Below are 19866 nucleotides of genomic sequence, written 5' to 3' on the forward strand. Positions count from 1 at the left end.
ATGTCAGGTTCGTTTCAGGCTTTGCGCCTGGTGCCAGGCGAGGTGGACCTCGCCACATTACGCGCTATCTATCAGGGTAACGTCACGCTGAGCCTTGATGAGAGTGCGCATCAGGCGATTGCGGCAGCCCAGCAGACCGTGGATGCGATTGTCGCCTCTGGCAACGTGGTGTATGGCATTAATACCGGCTTCGGCAAACTGGCGCAGACGCAAATCCCGGCCAGCCGGCTGGCGGATCTGCAGCGTAATCTGGTGCTGTCACACAGCGTCGGGCTGGGCGATCTGTTGCCCGACAATGTCACCCGTCTGGTAGTCGCGACCAAAATCATCAGCCTGGCGCGCGGTCACTCTGGCGTACGTATCGAACTGGTTGAGGCGCTGCTGGCGCTGTTCAACGCGGGCGTGATGCCCTGCATCCCGGAAAAAGGGTCGGTCGGGGCTTCCGGCGATCTCGCACCGCTGGCGCACATGTCGCTGATGCTGCTGGGCGAAGGTCAGGTCCGGCTCAATGGCGGGTTAATTCCTGCCACAGAAGGACTGGCAAGCGTCGGCCTGTCGCCGTTTGTGCCTGGTCCAAAAGAAGGACTGGCGCTGCTTAACGGCACCCAGGTGTCGACTGCGCTGGCGCTGCGCGGCCTGTTTGAAGGTGAAAACCTGTTTGCTGCCGGTCTGATGGCGGGTGCGCTGTCGCTGGAAGCGATCAAAGGCTCGCTGAAACCGTTCGACGCCCGTATCCACAAGGCGCGGGGTCAGCAGGGCCAGATTGCGGTCGCCGCCGCCGTCAGCACCCTGATTGAGGGCAGTGAAATTCTGCAGTCGCATACGCATTGCGGCCGTGTACAGGACCCCTACTCCATCCGCTGCGTGCCGCAGGTGATGGGTGCCTGCCTGGACAATTTCAGCCATGCGGCACGCATTCTGGAAATCGAAGCGAACGCAGCCTCGGATAACCCGCTGGTGTTCAGTGACAGCGGCGATGTGATCTCCGGCGGCAACTTCCACGCCGAACCGGTGGCCTTTGCCGCTGACATCCTGGCGCTGGCCATTGCCGAAGTCGGGGCCATCTCCGAGCGGCGTATGGCGTTGCTGCTGGACAGCGGCCTGTCCGGTCTGCCGCCCTTCCTGGTGCGCGACGGCGGCGTGAACTCCGGCTTTATGATCGCCCAGGTCACCGCCGCTGCGCTGGCCTCTGAGAATAAATCGCTGGCCCATCCGGGCAGCGTGGACAGTCTGCCGACCTCCGCTAACCAGGAGGATCACGTTTCGATGGCGACCTACGCCGCCCGCCGTCTCGGCAGCATGTGCTTTAACAGCGCTGCCGTGGTCGGTATCGAAGCGATGGCCGCCGCGCAGGGCATTGAATTCAACCGGCCACTGAGAAGCTCCTCGCTGATTGAGCAGGCCATCGACACCATTCGCGAGCAGGTCGCCTTCCTTGAGGAGGATCGCCTGCTGGCGCCCGATATTGAGGCAATGCGTCAGTGGGCAAGTCGCACTGACTGGCCTCAGGCATTGACCGCGCTGCTGCCAAGCATGCGCCCAACTTCAGCTGAATTAAGGAATCTGTAATGAGCGAAACTCTTTCTCAGGCGGTAGCACGTGAGATTCGTGCGCCGCATGGCACCACGCTGCACTGCGCTAACTGGCTGATTGAAGCGGCTTACCGCATGATTCAGAACAACCTTGATCCCGATGTGGCCGAGCGCCCGGAAGATCTGGTGGTTTACGGCGGCATCGGCAAAGCAGCGCGAAACTGGGCGTGTTTTGAGCAGATCCTGCGTTCGCTGCGGGCGCTGCAGCCGGATGAAACGTTGCTGATCCAGAGTGGCAAGCCGGTCGGCATCTTCCGCACCCACGCGGATGCACCGCGCGTCCTGCTGGCGAACTCCAACCTGGTGCCGCACTGGGCGACCTGGGATCACTTCCATGAGCTGGATAAAGCAGGCCTGATGATGTACGGCCAGATGACCGCCGGTTCCTGGATCTACATCGGCGCGCAGGGCATCGTGCAGGGCACCTACGAAACCTTCGTCGAAGCGGGACGTCAGCACTATAACAACGACCTCAGCGGACGCTGGATCCTCACCGCCGGGCTGGGCGGCATGGGCGGCGCGCAACCACTGGCGGGCGTCCTGGCCGGAGCCTGTGTGCTGGCGATTGAGTGCCAGGAGTCACGCATCGATTTCCGTCTGCGTACCCGCTACGTCGACTATAAAGCCACTACGCTGGACGAAGCGCTGGCCATCATCAGTGAAGCCACCGCAGCGAAAAAAGCGATTTCAGTCGGCCTGCTGGGCAATGCTGCTGAGATCCTGCCGGAACTGGTGAAGCGCGCTCAGGCGGGCGGGCCGAAGCCGGACATCGTGACCGATCAGACCTCTGCGCACGATCCGATTAATGGCTATCTGCCGATTGGCTGGGATCTGGCGCGCTGGCAACAGGAGCGCATTTCACAGCCGAAAGCGGTTGAGAAAGCCGCGCGCGCCTCTATGGCAATTCACGTCCAGGCGATGCTCGACTTCTGTCATATGGGCATCCCGACGGTGGATTATGGCAACAACATCCGCCAGGTGGCGCTGGATGAGGGTGTCAGCAACGCCTTCGATTTCCCTGGCTTTGTACCCGCCTATATCCGCCCGCTGTTTTGTGAAGGCAAAGGCCCGTTCCGCTGGGTGGCGCTGTCTGGTGACCCGGAGGATATCTACAAGACCGACGCAAAACTCAAAGAGCTGTTCCCGCACCACAAAACGTTGCATCGCTGGCTGGATATGGCGCAGGAGCGCATCGCCTTCCAGGGCCTGCCGGCACGTATCTGCTGGCTGGGACTGGGTGAGCGGCATCTTGCCGGTCTGGCATTCAACGAAATGGTGCGCAACGGCGAGCTGAAAGCGCCGGTGGTAATTGGCCGCGACCATCTCGACTGCGGTTCAGTCGCCTCACCAAACCGTGAGACCGAAGCGATGAAAGATGGCTCTGATGCCGTCTCTGACTGGCCGCTGCTTAACGCGCTGCTGAATACTGCAGGCGGCGCGACCTGGGTCAGCCTGCATCATGGCGGCGGTGTTGGCATGGGCTTCTCGCAGCACGCTGGTGTGGTGATTGTTGCCGACGGCAGCAAAGAGGCCGATGCGCGCCTGAGCCGCGTGCTATGGAACGATCCGGCTACAGGTGTGATGCGTCACGCCGATGCAGGTTATGAGCTGGCGCAGAGTTGCGCGGCAGATCATGGCCTGAACCTCCCGATGCAGAAGTAGTTATTTGAACGGGGCAAGCTAAGGCTTGCCCCATTTTGTTTGCATGTTTATAGCCTGATACCCTTTCCTGAAATCACTTCCTTATTACTTATTCCTTTTTGATTTAGCCTATAGCCATATTTAGTCCCGACAGCGATAGACGCCGCGCCACCTGATCACTAAAGTGAAATCTTCTCATTCTGTAAGGAGCACGACGCTGCATGACTCTCTCCCCTGCCCTGCTTGAAGATGCCCTGCGCTGGCGCCGTGAATTTCATCGCCAGCCTGAATTGGGTTACCAGGAACAGCAAACCAGCCAGTTTATCGCGGAAGAGTTAGCGCGGGCGGGATTGCAGGTTTTTCGTGGTCTCGCGGGCACCGGGCTCATTGGCACGCTGGAAAACGGTCCCGGCCCGGTTATCGGGCTGCGTGCGGATATGGATGCGCTGCCGATCACGGAAAAGGGTGACGTCGAGTGGCGCTCTTCGACGCCTGGCGTGATGCACGCCTGCGGACACGACGGTCACAGCGCCATTCTGTTGGCCGCCGCCCGACAACTGGCCGCCACGCGTCAGTTCAGCGGCACGGTGCATTTTATCTTTCAGCCTGCCGAAGAGAATCTGGGCGGTGCGCGCAAAATGGTGGAAGAGGGACTGTTTCAGCGCTTCCCGATGGATGCGATCTACGCCATGCACAACTGGCCGGGTCTGCCGCTGGGCTCGCTGGCGGTTAACCCCGGTGCGATGATGGCGTCGCTGGATTCGTTTGAAATTACGCTGCATGGCAAAAGCTGCCATGCAGCAATGCCGGAAAGTGGTGCGGATCCGATGGTGGTGGCGGCCGAGCTGATTCTGGCGCTACAGACCATTCCATCACGTCGCCTCTCTCCACTGGCTTCAGCAGTGGTCAGTGTGACCCAGATCCACGGTGGCGAAGCAATCAACGTCATCCCGGAACAGATTGTGCTGCGCGGCACAGTCCGCTGTCTGCAGACCTGCGTGCGCGAAAAAGTGCGAGGGCTGATTGATGAGTTTGTAGCGACCCTGCCGCGTCCGTTTGGCGTCAGCGGTGAGATTGACTGGCTGCCGGGCTATCCGGTCACCGCCAACCATGCGGCACCGGCTGAACAGGTACGCGACGTGGCACTGGCGACGCTGGGAGCAGACCGGGTTCACTGGCAGGTCAATCCGTCGATGGCGTCAGAAGATTTTGCCTGCATGATGGAAGCCTGCCCCGGCGCTTACTTCTGGCTGGGCGCGGACGGCGAGACGCCATCCGCGCCACTACATAACGCCCGCTATGATTTCAACGACGCGCTGCTGCCGATTGGCATTCGTTTCTGGCAGAACCTGGTTGAACAGACGCTGCCATTATCCTGACTCAATAACCGGCGGTGAGGATCTGCTGCTCTGCCGCAGCCAGCGAGTCGCACTGGCCGCTGGCGCGCAGGCAGCAGGCGAGCTGCAGTCGCAGTGACGCAGGTACCGGGCGCTGCCGATTCAGCACCTCCTCAATCCAGCGCGCAGTCACCTCTGCCGACTTATCTGCCGGCAGTTCAATCGCCACTTCAGGCTGACGCTCCACCCACACTTCCGCTTCCGTGCCTGCACCCTGAATCATACTGATCGCCGGGCAGCGCTGCGGATTTGCATAGACTTCCCCTTCGGTGCCATTGAGCAGTATGGCTGGCGCATCAATGTCACTGAAAAATTTTGCTACGCGCGGCACATACTCCGGATGCGACACGCTCGACAGCCGCAGCGCCGCTCGCTCTGCAAATGGGGTCGCCAGTTTCGCCAGCGTATGCGCGCTGTTACGCACGCCCATCCGCCAGCGCAGCGACAGCTGTTTCGCCATTGGTGGGCAGAGGTGATCGATAGTGATAAAGGCCAGCTCGCCCTGATCGAGTTTCGCCTGCGCCGCCTCAGCAGTAGTGACAGGGGTAATGCCCAGCGCGGCAAACACCGTTTCACTGGTGATGCGCGTCGCGTCGTCGCTGACGCCATGCACCAGCACCGGGAAGCCGAGTTTCACCAGCAGTAACGCCAGCAGCGGCGTCAGATTGCCCTGGCGACGCGCGCCGTTGTAGCTGGGGATCACCACCGGCATCGGCCGGTTTTCTGGCGCACGCAGTTGCATCATCTGCGCCTGCATCGCCTGATAAAAGCCGCGCATCTCCGCTTCACCTTCGCCTTTGATACGCAGCGCAATCAGGATGCCACCCAGCTCCAGGTCCGGCACCTCGCCCGCCAGCATTGCGCCATAAAGCGCCACTGCGGTATCAAAATCGATGTCACGAGCATGATTTTTACCGCGACCAATCTCTTTAATGATTTTATTCAGTTCCATCACTCGCTTCCGGTTAAGTGCGCGGCTCAGCGCCGCGTGGGACGTCGTTTACGCACCGTGTTTTTGGGCACCACAGTGGCCGGTATCGCTTCCGGCTCTGGCGTTTCCGGCTGTTCAATCGGGAAGATCGGCAGCGCTGCTAATAACCGGCTGCCGTAAGATTTGCTCAGCAGACGGCGATCATAAATCACGATTTCGCCATAACATTGATGGCTGCGAATCAGGCGTCCGACCTGTTGAATCAGGGTAAATGAGGCGCTGGGTAAGCTCTGCACCTCAAACGGATAACGCTTCAGGCTTTTCAGCCACTCGCCTTCGGTCAAAATTACCGGACTGTCTACCGGGGGAAAAGCGATTTTATGAATATGCACCTGACTCAGCAAATCGCCTTTCAGATCCAGTCCCTCGGCAAAGGACTGCAGGCCAATCAGAACACTGGTTTCCCCTTTAGTGACGCGCTGACGGTGCAGGTCCACCAGGCGGCTGCGCGGCTGATCGCCCTGCACCAGCATCGAAAGCCGCAGGTCTGGCAGACAGGCGACAAACTGCTGCATCGCCCGGTTGCTGGCAAACAGTACCAGCACGCCTTTGTGCTTTTTCTCCGCCATCTGCTGACGGAAGAAACCGGCCATCTCGGCGATGTGCTCCGCTTCGTGGGTCATCAGCGGCTCAAAGCGCATTTGCGGGATCACCAGCTTGCCCTGCTCCACATGGTTAAACGGCGAGTCGAGCGCCACAAACCGGTCGCCCGCTTTCTCGCTGAGTCCCGACATCTCCTGCAGGCGATTGAAGCTATTGAGCGATCGCAGCGTAGCGGAGGTGACCACCACATGCGGAATTTTACGCCACAGCATCTTCTCCAGCTGATCGCTGACACGGATCCCGGCACAGTGAAACAGCAGGTGCGCCTGACCTTCGCGCAGCTCACGGGTGATCCACTTGGACACCGGCGCGCCAGAGGCTTTTTCCATTGCCGCCAGCCGCCACAGCTTGCTGACCGATTCGAACCAGCCAAACTGGCGATTAAGCTGCAGCAGATTGCGATGCAGACGCACCAGATCGACTTTGCCGGTCTGCTCGCTGAGCGCATTAATCAGGCCTTCGCTCAGGCCGCGCAGTGCATCGCTGAGTTTGAACAGCCGGGCGCAGAGATCCAGCAATTCCTGCGGCAGCGTGCCCAGCACAAAGCGGAATTCGCCCGGCTGGTTATGTGGCGGCAGCAGCGGATTCAGCGCCTGCGCGGTAATGTTCAGCAGCTCGCGCAGCTCATCGCAGTGCGCCTTAAGCCGTTCGGGATTCGCCAACGGTGGTGGCGATTTTGGCCGCATTTGCGTCATGATGCTCTCAACCAGCTTAATAAACAGGTCGAGCTGCAGGCTGCTCCAGCCCGGCGTAATATCGGCGCTCATCTCCAGCGCATCGCGGGCCACTTCGGGCAGGTGATGCCCTTCATCCAGCACCAGCATCAGGTTTTTGGCCGGTGGCAGCACCGACTCATTCTCCATCGCCGCCATCACCAGCGCATGGTTCGCCACCACCACATCCACCTGCTCGATCTCGCGTCGTGCCACAAAGAACGGGCATTCACGATACCAGTGGCAGTGCGCACCCAGGCAGCTTGCCTTATCGGTAGAGAGGCGCTGCCACAGGCTGTCGCTGACGTTCTCTTCGCTGTGATCGCGCAGGCCATCCCACTGATAGCGGTCCAGGGATTTTTGTAAGCGCCCACACTGCGTTTGTTCCTCTTTGGTGCTGCTGACCGCATCATCGTCCAGATAGAGCAGCAGATCGCCCTGCTGATCGGCGTCGGCTGCCATCGCCGCCAGATTGCGCGGACAGACATAGCGCCCGCGGCCAAAGGCAGCAGTAAAGGTGAGGTCGGGGATGATTTTCTTCAGCAGCGGCAGATCTTTGGTGAAAATTTGATCCTGCAGCGCCACGTTAGCGGTGCTGATCACCAGCTGCTTTTCCTGGGCGCGGCTGGCCGCGATGCCCGGAATCAGATAAGAGAGAGTTTTACCCACGCCGGTCGGCGCTTCGACCGCCAGGTGGCGTGAATCGTCGCCCGCCAGGCATTTTGCCACTTCAGCAATCATCTGGCGCTGCGGTGCACGCGGGATGAAATCAGGCACCTGCTCCTGAAGCGCTTTATACCATTGCGCTATCTGGCTTTTTACTGCGGCTGTCAGGGCCATGATTTGCTTTACCACACCGAAAATATGGCCTGTATTTTTACACAGTATCCCGGCGGCGTCAGCTTTCGCGCCGAATTTTTCGAACGCTGTCGTAAATTTCAGCGGTTGCCTGGCGGCAGCGCTCTACGCCAGGACTTTGTACATAAAGGTGGTGGCATCCAGCACGCCTGCCGTGGATTCCGCATAAAACGGGATCGACCCCGCCACCTGCCAGCCCAGAGAACGGTAAAGCTCGCTGGCAACATCGCCGCTGCGCGTATCCAGCACCAGCAGGGTTTTGCCCTGCGCACGCGCGCGCTGCTCAGCATGCTGCATCAGCTCACGGGCGATCCCCTGACGGCGCGCCTGCGGATGCACCAGCAATTTACTGATTTCCGCCCGGTGGCGACCATTGGGCATGGCGCTGCAACTCATCATGACCGTCGCCACGATACGTCCATGCTGACGCGCGACGATTAACTCGCTGTCGCCGTCTGTGATGCTGGCGATCCGCTGCTGCCAGAATCGCGTCATCACCTGAATCTCCTGAGCATCAATAAACCCGACGCTGGCCCCGTCTTCCACACAGCCCTGTAAAACATCGGTCAGTTCGGCCAGATACCGTTGCGCCTGCGTACCGCTAAGGTTTGCGTATTCGATCATGGTTTCGCCACCACCAATAAATAGCGCGCGCCGTCGGTCAGGTGCGCCTCAAAAGCCGATTTTCCAGTCAGATGAAAACGTAAGCAGTCGCCTGGCTGCAATGTCCACTCCTGAGACCCCATCGTAATGGTGAGTCCCCCGTCACGCAGCCAGATATGCTGCTCCAGCCCCTGGATGGGGGGCGCATCGTAATCGATACGCGCACCAGGACGTAACCTGCCCTCGACCAGTTCGCATCTAAAATGAAGTGCGGGTGGTGAAATATTCCGGCGAATAAATCCGCTGGCCTTATCCTGCCATACCGGCTGCTGCTCCTGTGTGACCAGCAGACTGGACTCTTCCTCCACTTCACTGAGCAGGCGCGACATGGTTAATCCGTAGGCCGCACACAGACGATTAAGCAGTGCAGCAGTAGGACTGGTCTCGCTTCGCTCAATGCGCGATAATGACGCGCGACTGATACCCGTGGCGACAGAAAGTTCATCCAGCGACCAGCCACGTTGCAGGCGTAATTCTGCCAGCCTCACCGCCAGTCGTTGCTCAGTATTCAGCTCCGACATTGTAATTTCTCATATTTGGGAAATATTCTCTTAAATGAGATATAGCTGAGAAAGGACGTATCAGTCAAGTTGTACATTGAGAAATGTATTGTACAACTTAGTCTGCTTCGTTATGGTAATTGCACTCAGACAAATCGAAAGAGGAATTTATGACCTTATACAGTATCGGTGATGTCGCCGAGCGCTGTGGCATAAACCCAGTCACCCTGCGCGCCTGGCAGCGTCGTTATGGCTTACTGAAGCCGCAACGTACCGAAGGCGGACATCGTCAGTTTGATGAAGAAGATGTTCATCGTATTGAAGAGATTATGCGCTGGATTGAAAGCGGCGTGCCGGTCGGTAAAGTTAAAGCATTGCTGGAGGGTGGCGATGTTGATGCTCATGACGGCTGGACCACACTGCAGGATGAGCTGATCAGCGTACTGCGTCACGTCAGGCCCGCTAAACTTCGTAACAAAATTGCCGCGATTGGTCGCGAACATCCGATTGATGCATTGATCGACCACGTTTTCATGCCGGTACGCCAGAAGCTGAGTCTGGATCAGAACACTGCTCGCACGATGTGCAGTCTGCTTGATGGCCTGCTGATCGACTATGTGGCTTTTTGCCTGACCGGCAGCCGCAAAAAATCGGGAAAAGATGCGCTGATTATTGGCTGGGGCATCGACGATCGCACCCGCATCTGGCTGGAGGGCTGGCGTCTGTCGCAGCATGGCTGGCGGATTGATGTGCTGGCTGAACCGCTGGATTTACCGCGTCCTGAACTCTTTCCGGGCATGAACATGTTTGTCTTTACCGGCAAAAAACTGACCCGTCGCCAGCAGGAGCAGCTGTCACACTGGCAGGAACAGGGCTATGCCGTACGGTTACACGAACCCACCTGATAACAAAAACGCACGCCGGGCACTTTGCCTTCTGCCTTGCGCGCGCTATTATCCCCGCCTCACTGTTAACGAGCTCAGGTTTTAACCATGAATGTCAAAAAAGCCTTTTTCGCCACGCTGTTTTTTATCATGGCGGCCGGCGGCACCAGCGGTCTGATGCTGGTCGGATACTCTCTCATCGTTCACTCACGCTAAACCCGCGCTGAAGGCGCTCAAAGAGGCGATCACTCACTATCGCCAGCAGCGCCACCATTAGTGCCCCCTGAATAACATAAGCTGTATTAAAGCCGCTTAAGCCGATAATCACCGGCGAGCCCAGACTTTTTGCCCCGACCGTTGAGGCGATGGCCGCCGTGCCGATGTTGATAACCACCGAGGTGCGTATCCCGGCGATAATCACCGGCGCAGCCAGCGCCAGCTCAATCTGCCATAACCGTTGCCAGTTGCTCATACCGACCCCGATGGCGATCTCCCGGCTGCTGGCCGGTACGCTATCAATGCCCGCCAGCGTACCCTGTAATATCGGCAGCAACCCGTAAAGTAGCAGCGCCACCACCGCAGGCCAGGCACCAAAACCCATTACCGGCACCGCAATTGCCAGCACCGCGACCGGCGGAATCGTCTGACCCGCCGCCACAAGCGTTTCGATTAGCGGCCGGAACGCACGGCCTGCCCGCCGCGTCACCAGCACGCCACTGCCGATGCCAATGACGATCGCCAGCAGGCTGGCGGTGATCACCAGAAACAGATGCGCCAGCGTCAGCTGCCAGAAGCTCTCCTGCTGATAGAGTGGCCGCGCCAGGTCCGGAAACCAGCGGTGAAACAGCGGCCCGCTATAGGGCATCAGCGTCAGCAGCGCGCCATAGAACAGCACCAGCCACAGCAGCGGATCCTTTAGCCTGCGCATGTTGACGCCTCGCGCAGTTGCAGCAGGTCGCCAAAGTGAAGTACACCCAGTGGCTGCTGTTGATCGTCCATGACCGGCAATTTATCGGTGCGCCGCGCGATAAACTGCGACAGAGCGTCGCGTAGCGTCAGGCCGGCGGCGATCGGTTCGCCCGCCAGCCACTCCCCGCGCCGCACGGCATGACCGACCAGCGCCAGCGATAACAGCCGCACGCCCATTTCACTGCGACCAAAGAAGTCGCGCACAAAGTCGTTTTTCGGCTGGGTCAGCAGCTCCACCGGCCTGCCCTGCTGAACAATCTCACCGTTATCCATCAGTACGATGCGGTCCGCCAGCGTCAGCGCTTCGTCGATGTCATGGGTCACCAGCACGATGGTGCGGCCCGACAGGCGATGAATACGCAGCATCTCCTGCTGCAGCACCCCGCGTGTCACCGGATCGAGCGCACCGAATGGCTCATCCATCAGCAACACCTCCGGGTCCGCCGCCAGCGCCCGTGCTACGCCAACCCGCTGCTGCTGCCCGCCAGAGAGCTGATGGGGATAACGACTCAATAGATGCTCGTCAAGATTGAGCAGCGCCAGCAGTGCGGCAATGCGCTCATTGACCTGTGCCCTGGGCCAGCCGAGCAGCACAGGTACCGTGGCGATATTCTTCCGCACCGTCCAGTGCGGGAACAGGCCAATCGACTGGATGGCATAACCCATGCGCCGCCGCAGCGTGCGGGCATCAAGCTGGCGAATCGACTCGCCGGCAAAACGGATTTCCCCGCTATCAAACTCCACCAGCCGGTTAATCATCTTCAGGGTGGTCGATTTGCCGGAACCGGAGGTACCGAGCAGCACGCAAAACTCCCCTTTTGCCACCTGCAAAGAGAGATTTCTTACTGCGGCTTTGCCGTTAAAGGCGCGGGAAACACCATCAAATTCAATCATCTTTTCTCTCCAGCAGTGAGATCAACAGGCGGAACAGCGCATCGATGACGACCGCCAGGGCAATCACCGGGATCACCCCCAGCAACACCAAATCAAGCGCACTGCTTAACAGCCCCTGGAAAATAATCGCACCAAAACCGCCCGCGCCAATCAGCGCCGCCACCACCGCCATGCCCAGCGTCTGTACCACGACGACCCGCAGGCCCGCCAGCCAGACCGGCAGCGCCAGCGGCACATCCACCGCAATAAACTGCTGCCAGCCGCTCATGCCCGTGCCGCGCGCACTTTCGCGCACTTCCTGTGGAACCTGTTGTAAGCCCACCACCACGCCACGCACCAGCGGTAACAGGGCGTAAAGCACCAGCGCGATCAGCGCCGGCGCCATCCCAATGCCGCTGATACCCCAGTTACCGAGCCACGGAAAATGCTGAGCCAGACCGGCCAGTGGCGCAATCAGCAGACCAAACAGCGCGACCGACGGCACCGTCTGAATCACATTCAGTACGCCAAACACCCCGCCCTGCCAGCCAGGCCGCCGGAACAGCGTGACACCCAGCGGCAGCGCAATGATCAGCGCAGGCAGCACCGTGCCGGCGAGCAGCGTGAGATGACGGCTCAAGGCCGCATCAAACACCGCGTGGCGGTTGGCATACTCTTTCAGCAGGGAGAGATCGCTGAGCTGGCCGCTGAACAGCAGCCACAGTGGCAGCAGCCAGACCTGCAGATTGAGCAGCAGTTGTGCCAGCCGATGGGAAGTCAGTTGCCGCACCTGATCGGTGATCAACAGCAGGATCAGCGCGCCGCTGCACCACAGACCACTGGCAAAGCTGGTGCGCGCCAGACGGCTGCCCTGCTGGCTGAGCAAAGTGGCCTGATGACCACTGAGCCAGACAATCGCGGCCAGCATCAGTTCGGCGGCCAGCAATGCCACAATCAGCGTGCTGCGTCCAGGCGAACGCCACAGCAGCAGCCACAGCGTTGCCAGCGGCAGCAACAGCAGCCCGAAACGGCTGATTTGCCAGCTCATCAGCGGTTCGCCCGCCACCAGCCGGTTCGGGGCGAAGTTAAGAAAGGGTAATGCCACCAGCGCCAGACTCAGCAGCGTCAGCAGCAGCAATGCCACTGGCTGATCAACCGGACGGCGTATCGCTTCCCGCGATATCTGCATCGTTTACAGCAGCTTTTTCTGCTGCAGCCACTCGGTGGCTACACTGCTGGCATCCTGACCGTCGACTGCGATTTTTGCGTTGAGCTGTTGCAGCGTCTTCTCATCAAGCGCGCTGAACACCGGCTTCAGCCAGTCGGCAATCTGCGGATAAGCCTTCAGCACAGATTCGCGGATCACCGGCGTCGGTGCATAAATCGGCTGAACGCCTTTGGGATCGCTGAGCGTCTGCAGACCCAATGCCGCCACCGGACCGTCGGTGCCGTAAGCCATCGCCGCGTTTACGCCGGAGGTCTGCTGTGCCGCCGCGCTAATGGTGACAGCGGTATCGCCGCCCGCCAGCGACAGTAGCTGATCCTGCTTAAGATCGAAGCCATACGCTTTTTCAAAGGCCGGTAAAGCATCACTGCGTTCAATAAATTCCGCTGAGGCCGCCAGTTTGAAGGTGCCGCCTTTTTTCAGAAAGGCGCTGAGATCGGCCAGCGAAGTGAGCTGGTTTTTCTCCGCCAGGTCCTTACGCACGGCGATAGTCCAGGTGTTGTTGGCCGGCGCCGGTGTCAGCCAGACCAGATGGTTTTTCTCCGCATCCAGTTTCTTCACTTTTTCGTAGCCTGCGGAAGCATTTTTCCAGGCGCTGTCTTTCTCATCGTTGAAGAAAAATGCGCCGTTACCGGTGTATTCCGGGTAGATATCAAGTTCACCCGCCGTGATGGCACCGCGCACCACCTGCGTCGTGCCAAGCTGGATTTTATTGACGGTTTTTACCCCATGCTTTTCCAGCACCTGAAGGATTACGTTGCCCAGCAGTGATCCTTCAGTATCAATTTTTGAGCCGACCCGTACCGGATCGGCCGCCTGTGCCATCCCCATGCTGAGCAGCAACGCGCTGACTCCCATCCAACCCCGAATTCTGACCATGGCCTTTTCCTTATTGCATCTCGTTAGTGCGTGATGTGTTCGTGTTCGTGTGGTGTCGTTCAGGCTGCTCTCCTGCCCCTGAGAGAGGCGGGAAGAACAGGCAGCGGAAATAATCTGCCTTAAAAGCGTAGCCTGGCGCGGCGGCGATGCAGCTGACTTTATCGCAAATTGATAACGATTTGAGATGAGAAAATTATTATCTATAACTGAAATGAATTTACGTCTGGGCGTCTAAACGGCTATCCTCGAAAACCTGTTTTTATCATAAAAGACGTACAACATCATGTCTGACCTGACCTCTTCCGCCCATGTAGCAACAGCAGGAAGTTCGCCCGCCGGCGAAACGCAGTGGATTCGCAGTGCAGCGGATGTTTCCCGATTGGTGAACAGCGGCGACAGTGCCCGAAATAATGCCCGCATCGTGGTGGCGATTGCGCTGGGCGGCGTGTTCCTTGACGCTTACGACCTGGGTGCCCTGGCGTTTGGCATCAAAGACATCACGCGCGAGTTTACTCTCACCCCAGCCGGCACCGGCATGGTCGCCTCGGCCATTACCTTCGGGGCGATTATTGGCGCGCTGATTGGCGGCTACCTCACCGACAAAATTGGCCGTTATCGGGTTTTTATGGCCGATATGTTCTTTTTCGTGGTGGCGGCTATCGCCTGTGCGTTTGCGCCGAATGAGTATGTGCTTGCTGGCGCGCGCTTTGTGATGGGACTGGGTGTCGGGATTGATCTGCCGGTGGCGATGGCCTTTCTGGCAGAGTTTTCAAAGCTGCGCGGCAAGGGGAATAAAGCGGCCAGCGTGGCGATGTGGTGTCCGACCTGGTACGCGGCGATCAGCATCTCTTATCTGCTGGTGCTGCTGCTCTATGCAGTGTTGCCCGAAAGTCACACCGACTGGCTATGGCGGCTGATTCTCGGATTTGGTGCCGTTCCGGCGATTGTCATCATCGCTATCCGCAGCCGTTACATGAGTGAATCCCCGGTGTGGGCAGCCAATCAGGGGGATCTGAAAGGCGCCGCGGCGATTTTGCGCAGTGCGTGGAATATCAATGCGCAGGTGGCTCCCGATGCCGGGCTGACCGCTGCCACGCCGGTGCGCAAGGCGAGCTGGCGAAACTATGGTGCGCTGCTGCAGGGTGTCTATCGCCGCCGTACGCTGCTGGCGACCATTACCGCTATCGCCTCGTCGTTTGCCTATAACGCGGTGGCATTTGGTCTGCCGGTGATTATCTCCAGCTTCTTTGCCCAGTCGATGCTGACCACTATTCTGGTGTCGCTGGCGCTGAATCTGCTGTTCGCCTTTGTTGGCGGGATTCTGGCGGTGCGGCTGGTGCCACGTCTGGGGGCGTGGAAGATGTCGGTAGCGGGTTATGGCTGTCAGTGTGTGGCCCTGCTCGGGCTGGCGCTGACTGGTCGCCCGGAAGGTGGTCAGGAAGCCGCGCTGGCGATCGGTATGCTGGCGCTGTTCCTGTTTGGTCAGGGATTTGGGCCGGGTTCGCACACCATGACGTTTGCTTCATTAAGCTACCCGACTTCGCTGCGCGGCGTCGGCGTGGGCTTTAACCAGACGTTGATGCGCGGCAGTTCGACCGTTTCGCTGTTCCTGTTCCCGGTACTGGTCGCGGCGCTGGGCACCGGCGTGTTCTGGGTCATCTTCCTGGCTCCGCTGGCCGGACTGCTGGCGCTGCTGGCGATTCGCTGGGAACCATCGGGTTATGATGTAGATGCAGAGGATTTTGAGCTGCCGCGTTAAACAGTGGTCAGGGCGCTGAGCCCGCGCAGGCTCAGAGAACAAATGTCCTTCGCAAAGACGCAAAAGACGCCCTCTAAGGCAATGCTCAGCGCGGGCCAGCCATGGCCCGCGCTGCTTAGCTTTGGACGCTGGATCCCATCGCGTTGAATTCAAACCATCTGACCGCACCTTAATGCGGTTTTTTTATGCCGTAACGGCCGGGAAAGGAAACTGCTCCAGATAATCCGGGATGCGCGGGAACGTGTGCAAAAACCAGGGCGTGAACTGTTGTGGTTGCTGCTGCATCTGCTCCTCAATCAGCGCCATCGGGCGATAATCAAAGGCGTCTGCTTCCTGCGGATTCAGCTGCGGCAGCGTGTCGCAGACAGCGAAGAAGACGTGGCCATATTCATGCTCGGTCAGGCCATTACTCAGCTTCAGGTTATAGCTCAGCTCAAATACCGGCGTCAGCGTCACTACCATCCCCATCTCTTCACGCAGACGGCGTTCGGCGGCGTCGCGGGTCGACTCATGCGGATAAGGATGACCACAGCAGGTATTACTCCACAAGCCACCACAGTGATATTTATCACTGGCACGCCGCTGCAGTAACAGCTCCTGCCGGGAATTGAAGACGTAGACCGTCACCGCGCGGTGCAGTAATCCTTTTTCATGCACTTCCAGCTTTTCCATTTTGCCGGTGGGACGATCGAGGTGGTCAACGAGGATAACTTCAATAGCAGACATGGCGTTTCCTTGAGATTATTCCCAACTATTCTGGCACAGAATACGCAGTTTGGGCGGATCATCGAGGATTTTTTACCCGTGTCGGGTGGAGATAAGCGGATGAAGCAGAGAGAAAATCAGGCCAGCAATGCTGGCCTGAAGGAGGATTACAGCCGGAAGCTCTGAACCACCTGCTCAAGCTGGGTGCTCTGCGATTCCATCGCCTGTGCGGCGGCAGAAACCTGCTCCACCAGCACGGCGTTCTGCTGTGTAGTGCCATCCAGCTGGGTAATCGCCACGTTAACCTGTTCAATACCCAGGCTCTGCTCGCGGCTGGCTGACATGATTTCACTCATCAGAGTCGTCACACTGCTCACGCCCTTCATCAGCTCATCCATCGTCTGACCCGCCTGCTCAACCAGCGCACTGCCGGTATCGATATTCGCCACAGACTCTTCGATTAACTTCTTAATCTCTCGCGCCGAGTTGGCTGAACGCTGTGCCAGGTTGCGCACTTCCGATGCCACCACCGCAAAACCGCGACCCTGTTCACCGGCACGCGCGGCTTCTACTGCCGCGTTAAGCGCCAGAATATTGGTCTGGAATGCGATGCTATCGATCACGCTGATGATATCGACCACTTTACGTGACGAGTGATGAATCTCACCCATGGTGGTGACGACCTGACGGACCACTTCTGTGCCGCGTGCGGCCACCTGTGAGGCATCGGCCGCCAGCTGGTTAGCGTGCGTCGCGTTGTCGGCATTCTGACGTACGGTGCCGGTCAGCTGCTCCATTGACGCAGCCGTTTCCACAATCGAACTGGCCTGATCTTCAGTACGGGAAGAGAGATTGGCGTTACCGCTGGCGATTTCGCGCGATGCGGCGGTGATCGCCAGCGCGCTGTCACCCACCTGCTGGAGCAGGCCCTGCAGATAGCTGATGAACTGGTTAAAGCTCTGTGCAACGGCGTTGAATTCCGGGCTGTTGCTGGCTGGCAGACGCTGGGTCAGATCGGCACCACCGGTCGACAGTGCTTCAATGTTGCTGTTCAGCACGTTAAGACGTTTCATCATGGCGCGAACAAAGCCCAGTGACACCAGCAGCAGGATCACCGCGAGTGGGATCTGCACCAGGCCCAGACGGGTCAGCATGTTGTGCGACTGCGCTTTCAGCAGGCTGGTTGGCAGGCTGCTGGCGAGATACCACGGGCTGCCAGGAATGGCCTGCAGGAACAGCGTCTGCTCGCCTTCACTGCTGTCGTAGGTGGTTTCCAGCGGCTGATTGCCCACACCGTTCAGCAGCGTTTTCAGCGGCGCGGCCATCGGCATCTGCACATCAGCCAGGTTTTCCAGCTTCGGAGCGGCATTCACCAGCGCGCCATTGCCCACGACTTTACCGTCGGCTTCGACGATCAGCACGTTGCCCTGAATGGTTTCACCCATCTGCTTCGCCAGCTGGTTAAAGAACCCCAGGGTCACGTCGATGGTGGCGACACCCCAGGCCGTGCCGTTTTTGTAAATGGCCATAGCACAGTTGGTGCGCGGCTGTGGGCTGGCGGCATCCTGATAGGCTTTTGCCCAGGCACACTGCCCTTTCGGCGCGGCCATGCCATCTTTGTACCAGGGTTGCTCCCAGTATTTGTCAGCTGCGTCAGAGTTCCAGTAGGTGTTCACCTGCAGTTCGTTGCTGGCATTACGGGCAAAGAAGCTGCTGTCTTTCTCTTTGGCCGGATCACGACGGTTAGGCAGTGGCCAGATACCGCCACCAAACACGTTGCTGTCCTGATACTGGTTTACCAGTGTCGGTAACAGGGTGTCGATAGTGGCGCTGTCCATGACGGAGGCCGCTTCGGTAATCGCACGCTGCTGAGCCTGCACGCGGTTCATCTGTTCAACGATACCGGAGGCCAGTGAATTGACCTGATAGCGAACCAGACGGCTTTCGCTGTCGACGAGCTGTGGTGCGACAAACTGATTAATCACCCAAACTGTAACGAGTAAAAGCGCAACAAAGAACGCAATCATTGTTGCGGTAAAGCGGGATTGTGTTGTTTTGAACATCTTTGTTCCCCTGAACCTGGTGCGGCGCGATTGCCTGATCGGGTTAACGGCTCGCTTAAAGGGAACTTGAGATGGGCGGGATCACATATTTAAGAAATGTTTGATTTTTGTAAAAATTTAATTTCACTGCGGGACTATCACGTCCCCGGCAGGCACCGGGGAACAGGTGAAAAGGCGCGTCAATTCTGGGCTACTCTGCTGAATCAACGACCTGCTGACGGGGACGAAAAACGTGATCGTTGCCATCCCCTGTTAACAATTCCCGTAACTTCTGGCCGCCATGCTCATCGGCCTGCGCGAACTGCCGCTCCGCTTCGGTGATCGGCGTGGTCCAGAGTAATGTCGGGCGATCGCCATCGCGTTTTGGCAGTGTGAACTGCGCCTTTTCGGTTGCCAGCTCATTGGCCAGCAGGAAACTGTCAAAGCCGACCGGTGCCACTTCTGATGCCAGCGTATGGCCCTCACCCAGCCAGGTCAGGCGTGCCCACGGCAGATGCACGAACTCTGCCAGCGCACTGGCCATCTGCACCGCGTTGCCTTCCGTCATGATTTCACCGTCAACCGCCATACCCAGTTCAATGCGGCGATACTGCGGTGCCAGCTCATCAAACAGATAATCGACCTGCGGCATGGGCCGGATACTCATACCGAGCGTCAGGAAAACCCAGACGCCCTGATGCCAGTGCTGGGAGATCGCCATCGGCGGCCAGCTACCCTGATCAATGGCGTAATATTTCACCGACTCACCGAAGCGCGCCTGATAGCAGGCCATCAGATCCTGCTGCACGTTGTCCCACTCGCTGCCGTCGTGCCATTCACGCCAGAACTGACGCTGATGCTCCGCACGGGCATAGTAGTCATTGGTCGATGCCGACCCTAATGGGGCCGTCAGCCGGTTCTTTTTAATGCAGCCCGCAGAGAAGCTCACCTGCTTTTCCTGATAGAGGCTCCAGCCGGGTATCACCGCCAGCAGCTGGCCGTAGTACCACAGCGCCGCCCCATCATCAGAAGGCTCCCACAGAATCTGCAGACCCGCCGGATCCAGCGCAGGTTCCGCCTCCAGATTACGGCAATATTCGGCGCTGAGTAGCGGCGCTATGCCCTGCTCCATCGCCTCGCGATCTTCCTGCGCCGGTGCAGGCAGCAGGTTTCTTAGCCAGCAGCCGCGCACCGCATACTGACTGCGGAACAGGTCGGTTGGCCAGATGTAAAAATAGGCAGTGCGCTCATCCTGTTCGACAATCGCGGTCAGGGTGCGCTGCTGATTGTGGACTTCAGCAATCAGGGATTTGTACGTCATAGTGCCTCGACAAAGCCTGGAGGAATCCATTTTCCCCGAGAATAGAGCAGGATCCTGGCTGTGGCGATCTGAGACAAGGGTAATAGTCTCAAAGTGTGGCGGCTGGAGGTAAGGTGAGGGTTTTGGATGAGATATTGTGCTGCGAAGTGTATCCATTGTCCGTCTTAGAGACGGCGAGGAACCCCATCAGCACGGATAGATAGCCGAATCCGAAAATCAGAGCTGGCAAACAAAGCCATCGCTTTAATCCT

Annotated in this window: 16 protein-coding genes; 5 read left to right on the forward strand and 11 right to left on the reverse strand. The window is 58.7% G+C overall.

Annotation, left to right across the window (positions count from 1 at the left end; all coding sequences use genetic code 11):
- The 3 genes from hutH to HZZ01_RS08235 all read left to right on the forward strand — a co-directional run bounded on the left by hutH (window position 1) and on the right by HZZ01_RS08235 (window position 4612).
- Window positions 1-1569 (forward strand): histidine ammonia-lyase, encoded by a 1569-nt coding sequence (gene hutH, locus HZZ01_RS08225; RefSeq protein ID WP_179896336.1) that lies wholly within the window; start codon window positions 1-3, stop codon window positions 1567-1569.
- Entirely contained in the window at window positions 1569-3254 is a 1686-nt protein-coding gene (hutU, locus tag HZZ01_RS08230; protein ID WP_179896338.1) for a urocanate hydratase, read from the forward strand. Before hutH ends, hutU begins: the two co-directional genes overlap by 1 nt.
- 200 nt (window positions 3255-3454) lie before the next feature.
- Window positions 3455-4612 (forward strand): M20 aminoacylase family protein, encoded by a 1158-nt coding sequence (locus HZZ01_RS08235; RefSeq protein WP_179896339.1) that lies wholly within the window; start codon window positions 3455-3457, stop codon window positions 4610-4612.
- A gap of 1 nt (window position 4613) precedes the next feature.
- On the opposite strand, the gene ybiB is transcribed toward HZZ01_RS08235, so the two are convergent.
- From ybiB to HZZ01_RS08255, 4 genes are all read right to left on the reverse strand, one after another.
- Entirely contained in the window at window positions 4614-5582 is a 969-nt protein-coding gene (gene ybiB / locus HZZ01_RS08240; protein ID WP_179896341.1) for a DNA-binding protein YbiB, read from the reverse strand.
- A 26-nt stretch (window positions 5583-5608) separates the two neighbouring features.
- Complete coding sequence (gene dinG / locus HZZ01_RS08245) at window positions 5609-7777, reverse strand: ATP-dependent DNA helicase DinG (RefSeq protein ID WP_179896342.1); 2169 nt, start codon at window positions 7775-7777, stop codon at window positions 5609-5611.
- 123 nt (window positions 7778-7900) lie between these two features.
- Window positions 7901-8419 carry a GNAT family N-acetyltransferase gene (locus HZZ01_RS08250; RefSeq protein WP_179896345.1) on the reverse strand — a complete coding sequence of 173 codons (519 nt, stop codon included), beginning with the start codon at window positions 8417-8419 and terminating at the stop codon, window positions 7901-7903.
- Complete coding sequence (locus HZZ01_RS08255; RefSeq protein WP_179896347.1) at window positions 8416-8979, reverse strand: XRE family transcriptional regulator; 564 nt, start codon at window positions 8977-8979, stop codon at window positions 8416-8418. The genes HZZ01_RS08250 and HZZ01_RS08255 overlap by 4 nt, the downstream gene beginning before the upstream one ends.
- A 149-nt stretch (window positions 8980-9128) precedes the next feature.
- Between HZZ01_RS08255 and HZZ01_RS08260 the strand changes: the two genes are divergently transcribed.
- Window positions 9129-9863 (forward strand): MerR family transcriptional regulator, encoded by a 735-nt coding sequence (locus tag HZZ01_RS08260; protein WP_179896349.1) that lies wholly within the window; start codon window positions 9129-9131, stop codon window positions 9861-9863.
- Window positions 9864-10038: 175 nt separating this feature from the next.
- Here HZZ01_RS08260 and HZZ01_RS08265 read toward each other — a convergent pair whose 3' ends face one another.
- From HZZ01_RS08265 to HZZ01_RS08280, 4 genes are read right to left on the reverse strand one after another with little or no spacing between them, the layout of a single operon-like run.
- Window positions 10039-10770, reverse strand: a complete 732-nt coding sequence (locus tag HZZ01_RS08265) for an ABC transporter permease (protein ID WP_179896351.1) — start codon at window positions 10768-10770, stop codon at window positions 10039-10041.
- Window positions 10758-11705, reverse strand: a complete 948-nt coding sequence (locus HZZ01_RS08270; protein WP_179896352.1) for an ABC transporter ATP-binding protein — start codon at window positions 11703-11705, stop codon at window positions 10758-10760. The genes HZZ01_RS08265 and HZZ01_RS08270 overlap by 13 nt, the downstream gene beginning before the upstream one ends.
- The gene (locus HZZ01_RS08275) at window positions 11698-12873 is read right to left on the reverse strand and encodes an ABC transporter permease (protein WP_179896354.1); all 1176 of its coding nucleotides are present in this window, start codon (window positions 12871-12873) and stop codon (window positions 11698-11700) included. Before HZZ01_RS08275 ends, HZZ01_RS08270 begins: the two co-directional genes overlap by 8 nt.
- A 3-nt stretch (window positions 12874-12876) precedes the next feature.
- On the reverse strand, window positions 12877-13788 hold the full coding sequence (locus HZZ01_RS08280; protein WP_179896356.1) for an ABC transporter substrate-binding protein: 912 nt from the start codon (window positions 13786-13788) through the stop codon (window positions 12877-12879).
- 283 nt (window positions 13789-14071) lie between these two features.
- On the opposite strand from HZZ01_RS08280, the gene HZZ01_RS08285 reads away from it, so the two are divergent.
- Window positions 14072-15547: an MFS transporter gene (locus HZZ01_RS08285; RefSeq protein ID WP_179896358.1), complete on the forward strand. Its 1476-nt coding sequence runs from the start codon at window positions 14072-14074 to the stop codon at window positions 15545-15547.
- Window positions 15548-15730: 183 nt separating this feature from the next.
- Here HZZ01_RS08285 and idi read toward each other — a convergent pair whose 3' ends face one another.
- The 3 genes from idi to HZZ01_RS08300 form a co-directional block, all read right to left on the reverse strand.
- The gene (gene idi / locus HZZ01_RS08290; RefSeq protein ID WP_179896359.1) at window positions 15731-16273 is read right to left on the reverse strand and encodes an isopentenyl-diphosphate Delta-isomerase; all 543 of its coding nucleotides are present in this window, start codon (window positions 16271-16273) and stop codon (window positions 15731-15733) included.
- Between the two features lie 146 nt (window positions 16274-16419).
- A complete protein-coding gene (locus tag HZZ01_RS08295) occupies window positions 16420-18315 on the reverse strand; it encodes a methyl-accepting chemotaxis protein (RefSeq protein WP_179896361.1) in 1896 nt (631 codons plus the stop codon).
- A 190-nt stretch (window positions 18316-18505) separates the two neighbouring features.
- Window positions 18506-19615: a suppressor of fused domain protein gene (locus HZZ01_RS08300; protein WP_179896363.1), complete on the reverse strand. Its 1110-nt coding sequence runs from the start codon at window positions 19613-19615 to the stop codon at window positions 18506-18508.
- Window positions 19616-19866: the final 251 nt, after the last annotated feature.

Origin of the sequence: Pantoea sp. WMus005, from assembly GCF_013415305.1 — a bacterium.
Taxonomy (GTDB): Bacteria; Pseudomonadota; Gammaproteobacteria; order Enterobacterales; family Enterobacteriaceae; genus Pantoea; species Pantoea rara.